Annotated in this window: 6 protein-coding genes; 4 read left to right on the top strand and 2 right to left on the bottom strand. The window is 68.4% G+C overall.

Going from position 1 to position 5950, the window contains the following annotated elements:
- The 4 genes from B8460_RS04775 to B8460_RS04760 all read left to right on the top strand — a co-directional run.
- Window positions 1–649 (top strand): CarD family transcriptional regulator (locus B8460_RS04775; protein WP_048860436.1); only part of this gene is annotated, 649 nt, incomplete at its 5' end.
- Window positions 650–928: 279 nt separating this feature from the next.
- Window positions 929–1471, top strand: coding sequence for a QcrA and Rieske domain-containing protein (locus tag B8460_RS04770; protein ID WP_048860435.1), 543 nt, complete (start codon window positions 929–931; stop codon window positions 1469–1471).
- An 82-nt stretch (window positions 1472–1553) separates the two neighbouring features.
- Window positions 1554–3275, top strand: coding sequence for a PQQ-dependent dehydrogenase, methanol/ethanol family (locus B8460_RS04765; protein ID WP_199445548.1), 1722 nt, complete (start codon window positions 1554–1556; stop codon window positions 3273–3275).
- An 83-nt stretch (window positions 3276–3358) separates the two neighbouring features.
- Window positions 3359–3868, top strand: coding sequence for a hypothetical protein (locus B8460_RS04760; RefSeq protein ID WP_048860433.1), 510 nt, complete (start codon window positions 3359–3361; stop codon window positions 3866–3868).
- A gap of 101 nt (window positions 3869–3969) precedes the next feature.
- On the opposite strand, the gene B8460_RS04755 is transcribed toward B8460_RS04760, so the two are convergent.
- The gene (locus B8460_RS04755; RefSeq protein ID WP_048860432.1) at window positions 3970–4740 is read right to left on the bottom strand and encodes a Bax inhibitor-1/YccA family protein; all 771 of its coding nucleotides are present in this window, start codon (window positions 4738–4740) and stop codon (window positions 3970–3972) included.
- 112 nt (window positions 4741–4852) lie between these two features.
- Window positions 4853–5950: ABC transporter permease (locus B8460_RS04750; RefSeq protein ID WP_048860431.1), on the bottom strand; the 1098-nt coding region annotated here is incomplete at its 5' end.

Genomic DNA, 5950 nt, shown 5'->3' with positions numbered 1-5950 from the left:
GGCCGCCGATCCCGCGCCGGCCACCACCGATCCGGCCACCACCGATCCGGCAGACGCCGGACCGAAGCCGGCCGCCCGGACCGCGCCCGAGGAGATCGACGAGGAGGACGAGGACGACGACGGCCCGCCCTCCCCCCCGCCGCCGCGCCTGCCGGCCAAGGCCGAGGTATTCGTGGAGGGCGATCACGTCGTCTATCCGACCCATGGCGTGGGCAAGGTGGAGAAGATCGCGGTCGAGGAGATCGCCGGCCACAAGCTCGAACTGATCCACATCACGTTCGAGGAAAACCGCATGACCCTGCGCGTCCCGGTCGCCAAGGCGCGCAGCGCGGGGCTGCGCAAGCTCGCCACGCGCAAGATGTTCGACGAGGCGCTGGCGGTGCTGAAAGGCCGCGCCCGCATCAAGCGCACGATGTGGTCGCGCCGCGCCCAGGAATACGAGCAGAAGATCAACTCCGGCGACCCGCTGGCGATCGCCGAGGTGGTGCGCGACCTGCACCGCAACGCGGGACAGCCGGACCAGAGCTTTTCCGAACGGCAGATCTACGAGGCGGCCATGGATCGTCTTGCCGCCGAACTGGCGGCGCTCGACCAGACCGACAAGCCGACCGCCGCGGCCAAGCTTGCCAACTTCCTCAAGACCGTCTGATCCGACCCGGACGGGGGCGCGCGCCCGAGCGGGCCGCGTCCCCTCGGCCGCCCCCAACCGGCCGCTCCCGCGACATACCGTGACGCAGGGCAGATAGGCGCCGGGCGCAGCGAATCGGCGCCCTCCCGGGCGCGTGAGCCGGCTTGCCGACCCCCATAGTACTTGCGTATGGTCCGGACAATTAAGTTGCGGAAGACACCGCAATCAACGTCGGGGGCGTTACGTTTGCCAAGCACAACAACACGGCGCGACGTCGTGCGCGCGTCCGTGGCGGCTTCTGTGGCCGTCGCTGTCTGCACAGCTGGCGGTCACGCCGTTCTGGCCGATCCTGCCGGAGGTAATCCGGACGCATCAAAGCCGCCCCAGCCGGGCGATCATTTCGTCCACCTGACCGGTCCGAAAAAGGGCGCGGTGGTCAAGGCCGACGACCTTCCGCTCGGTGGTCCGCAGATACAGGCTTATCCGGCCGATCCAAAAACCGGTCTTGTGCGCGACGGCTCACGCCTGAACCTCGTTCTGCTGGCGCGCTTCAAACCGGATGTGCTGGCCGCCGACACCCGCCCCCTCGCCGCCGACGGGGTGGTCGCCTATTCGGGCGTCTGTACGCACCAGGGCTGTCCGGTCAACATGTGGTCGTCGGACCAGGGCGTATTCTATTGTTCCTGCCACGGATCGATGTACGATCCCCGTGACGGCGCCCATGTCGTCGGCGGTCCGGCGCCGCGGCCGCTGCCGGCGCTCGGGCTGAAAATGAACGACGGCACGCCCGTCGTTTCGGAATCGTTCAACGCCCGCGTCGGCGCGACCCAGGCTCATACCTGAAGTCCGGCTGCGTGCGCGCGCGCTGAACGTGCCTTTGCCGTCGCTTTGCCGACTACCGACAAAACAAGAGGGGGGCCACAACGTGAAGAAATCACTGCTCTATTCAGGACTGGCGGCATTGATGCTGGTCGCCACCACCGCCGCCGGCCGGTGCGCGGATTATTCGCCGGTCACGGATGCGCGGCTGACGCATCCCGAGCCGCAGAACTGGCTGATGACCCGCGGCTCCTATGCCGGCTGGAGCTACAGCCCGCTCGAGCAAATCAACAGCAACAACGTCAAGAGCCTCACGCCGGTCTGGACATTCTCGACCGGCGTCGACTCCGGCCACGAGGCGCCGCCGATCGTCAACAACGGCGTGATGTTCGTCGCCACCCCCTATAGCCAGGTGATCGCCCTCGACGCCGCCTCGGGCAACCTGCTGTGGCGCTACCGCCGGCAGCTGCCGGACGGCTTCAGCGCGCTGCACAACACCAGCCGCGGCGTCGCGCTGTACGGCGACAAGGTCTTCCTGCCGGCGCTGGATGCCACGCTCGTCGCCCTTGACGCCAAGACCGGCAAGGTCGCGTGGGAAGCCAAGGTCGAGGACTGGAAGACCGGCTATTACATGACGATGGCGCCCCTTATCGTGAAGGGGAAGGTGCTGGTTGGCATCGCCGGCGGCGAGTTCGGCGTGCGCGGCTTCATCGAGGCGTTCGACGCCGAGACGGGCAAGCCCGCCTGGAAGACCTACACGATCCCCGAGCCCGGCCAGCCCGGCAGCGAGACGTGGAAGAAGGCCGACACCTGGAAGCGCGGCGGCGGATCGACCTGGATGACGGGCAACTACGACCCGAAGACCAACATCGTCTATTGGGGCACCGGCAACGGCTCGCCCTGGTTCGGCGATCAGCGCCCAGGCGACAACCTGTATACTTCCTCGACCGTCGCGCTCGACGGCGACACCGGCAAGATGGTCGGCCATTTCCAGTATCACCAGAACGAATCCTGGGACTGGGACGCGATGAACGCGCCGATGCTGCTCGACTACGAGCATGACGGCAAAAAGGTGTCGGGGCTCTTCTCGCCGCAGCGCAACGGCTACATGTACTGGCTGGCCCGCAGCCCCGAGGGCGAGATCGACTTCGTCGACGCCAAGGCCTACGTGCCGCAGGACGTGTTCCGCGGCATCGACGCCAAGACCGGGCGGCCGGACGTGGACGAGGCGCACAAGCCCGGCACCGGCAAGTCGGCGCAGTTCTGCCCCGGCCTGTGGGGCGGCAAGGATTGGCCGTACGAGGCGTACAACCCGAAGACGGGGCTGGTCTACATCCCGTCGAACGAAAACCACTGCAACACGCTCGAGGGCAAGGTCGCCGAATACGTGCCCGGCCAGTGGTGGACGGGCGTGGACATCCCCGACCTGCACTTCTCGGTCAACAAGAAGGCAGGGTTCTACGGCGAGCTGCAGGCCTATGACGTCAACACCGGCAAGCGCGTGTGGCGTGACCTGTATTCCAGCTCGATGATGTGGGGCTCGGTGCTGACGACGGGCGGCGACCTGCTGTTCACCGGCGGCACCAACGACCGCGACTTCCGTGCCTATGACGCCACCAGCGGCGAGGAGCTGTGGCACTTCAAGACCAACTCCGGGATCATTGCCCCGCCGTCCACCTTCGAGGTGAACGGGGTGCAGTATGTCGCGGTGGTCTCCGGGTACGGCGTCGATGCCGCCTTCCAGCAGGGCCTGATGGCGAACCTGGTCGGCTGGCAGAAGGACGTCCCGCAGGGTGGCGTGATCTGGGTCTTCGCCCTCGGCCACTGAACACCGGCGATCGGGCCGGCCGCCCCCGGGCGGCCGGCCCTTTTGCGCCGACCTGTCGCGCCGGCCCCATGCGAAAGAAACCGATGCCGCAGTTCCTCCGCACGCTCGCCGCCGCAGCACCGCCGGCCGCATCCCCCGCGGCGCTTGCCGTGATGCTGGCGGCAGCCCTGCTGCTGTCGCCCGCGACGCACGCCGCGGCGCCGAGCAACACGCCGGCGCCCTCCGCCACCGCCCCGCCCGAGGGGTCCGCGCCGGACGGCTACACGCTCGAGGTGCACGACGTCTCCAGCCCCGTCGGCACGCCGAGCGCGCTGCATGTCACGCTCCGCCCCCGCCCGGGCTACCGCATCCTCGAGGGCTACAACAACCGCATCATCATGCTCTCGTCCTATAACGGCGGCGTCGCCTTCGCCCACAAGATGGTGCGCGGCACGGTGCAGGACGGGACGCTCGTCTTCGATGTCGGCGTGACGCCCACCGCACCGGGCAGCCACCCGATCAACGGCGTGGTCCGCGTGGGCTACATCCGCGACCCCGAGGATATGTCCATGGTGTCCATGAAGCTGATCGCCACGGTGACCGGCACCGAATAGGCCCGCCCGCACGGGCCGCGGAGGTGACCCGGGATAAAACGAAACGGGCGGCCCCTCTCGGGACCGCCCGCTTTTTGTTGGGGCCGGCTGGCCGCCCCGCGTCAGTTGCTGTTGCGGTTGCCCATCAGGTTCATCAGCAGCATGAACAGGTTGATGAAGTTCAGGTACAGGCTCAGCGCGTCATAGACGCTCCGCTTGGCCGCGTCGTCCGGCCCGTAGGCATAGGCGTACTGGACGTAATCAGCCTTGATCCGCTGCGTGTCGAACGCGGTCAGGCCGGTGAACACCAGCACGCCGATGATGCTGACCATCATCTGCAACGGGCCGCTGTGGACGAAGAACGCGTTCACCAGGCTCGCGATGATGATCCCGATCAGCCCCATGAACAGGAAGCTGCCGAACCGGCTCAGGTCGGCGCGGGTCGTGTAGCCGTAGATGCTCATCGCCGCGAAGGTGGCGGCCGTGACGAAGAAGACGCTGCCGATCGACTGCGCCGTGTAGGTGATGAACAGCGACGTCAGGCTCGCGCCCACGGACGCGCAATAGGCCCAGTACAGCGCCTGCGCCGCGCCGCGCGACAGCTTGTTGATGCCGAAGCTCAATACCAGCACGAACCCGAGCGGGGCGAACATCGCCACCAGCGCAAGGCCGGTCGGCACGATCTGCCCCGCCTCGTTGCGGTGGAAGAACGCCTCGATCAGGCTGGTATGGGAGATCGCGTAGGCGACGATGCCGGTCAGCACCAGCCCCGACGTCATCCAGTTGTAGACGCGCAGCATGTAGGCCCGCAGCCCGGCGTCCAGTACGGCCGCCGACGCGGCCGCGCCCGGTGCGCCCGGATAGGCCCGATACTGCTGTGGGTTGTAGGCCATGGATCGTATTTCCCTCTCTGGGCATATGCCCATGCACAAATCTTGGCGATCGACCACGACCCTTCAAGCGAAATCGGGTTAATGTCAGTGGTCTAGGTCAAGCCTTCGGTGATTAGTCGTTACGAAGCACCGGCGCGGCCGCCGCCCGCAAGGCAAGCGCGGTGCCAGCATAGCCGAAACCGAGCATCAGCACGACACACATGACGATAGTGGCGCCGAGCCGTCCCGGCAGCGGCAGCCAGGGCGCATGCATGACGAAGCGCATGACCGCCCAACTCGCGAGGCTGCCGACCGCCGCCGCCAGCAGGCCGGCGGCGAGGCCGAGCGCGCCGAACTCCGCCAGCCAGGCGAGGCGCAACTGGCCCCGCGTGGCGCCCAGCGCCTTCAGGATCACCGCGTCGCGGATGCGCTGCCGCTGTCCCGACGCCACCGCCCCGGCCAGCACCAGCGCGCCCGAGGCAAGCGCGAGCGAGCCGGTCGCCGTCAGCGCGCCCGCGATGCGGGCGAGCAGTCCGGCGACGGCCGCCAGCACCTCGGCCACCGGGATGCCGGTGACGTTGGGCAGGGCGTCGGTCTCCGCCCGCAGCAGCGCCCCGGTCGCGGCGGGCGTCGCGCGGACAGTCGCGATATGGGTGTGCGGCGCGTGCGACAGCAGGCCGGGGCTGGCGATCATCGTGAAATTGAGCCCCAGGCTCTGCCACGCGATCTGCCGCAGGTTGGCGACCGTCAGGTCGATCTCGCGCCCCAGCACGGCCACGCGCAGCACGTCGCCGACCTTCATGCCCCAGCCCCTGGCCAGCTCCGCGTCGAAGGACAGCAACGGTTTGCCGGCGTAATCAGGCGGCCACCAGCGCCCTGCCACGATGCGCGTGCCGTCCGGCGGCGACGCGGCATAGGTCAGCCCCCGGTCGCCGCGCAGCGCCCAGCGGGTCTGCGGCGTCGCCGGGATGCGCTCGGTCGGCACGCCGTTGAGGGCGACGATGCGCGCCCGCAGGCTCGGCACCTGCCGCACCTCGCCCACGCCCGGCACCGACCGGGCGATCGCCTCGAAGCGCCGCAGCTCGCTGTCCTGGATGTCGATGAAGAACAGCGCCGGGGCATGCGCCGGCAGCCGCTCCATGATCTGCCCGCGCAGATTGCCCTCGATCAGCGCGATCGCCGCCAGCGTGGACAGGCCGATGCCGACCGAGACCAGCATCAGCGGCGTCGC

The sequence above is a fragment of the Acidisphaera rubrifaciens HS-AP3 genome, from assembly GCF_000964365.1.
Taxonomy (GTDB): domain Bacteria; phylum Pseudomonadota; class Alphaproteobacteria; order Acetobacterales; family Acetobacteraceae; genus Acidisphaera; species Acidisphaera rubrifaciens.
The sequence above is the reverse complement of the archived record's forward strand: the minus strand, read 5'-3'. Positions and strand labels throughout refer to the sequence as shown.

Excerpts from the sequence above, each read along its gene's own strand:
- B8460_RS04760 (WP_048860433.1), top strand. The coding sequence starts at position 3,359 with ATGCCGCAGTTCCTCCGCACGCTCGCCGCCGCAGCACCGCCGGCCGCA.
- B8460_RS04755 (WP_048860432.1), bottom strand. The coding sequence starts at position 4,740 with ATGGCCTACAACCCACAGCAGTATCGGGCCTATCCGGGCGCACCGGGC.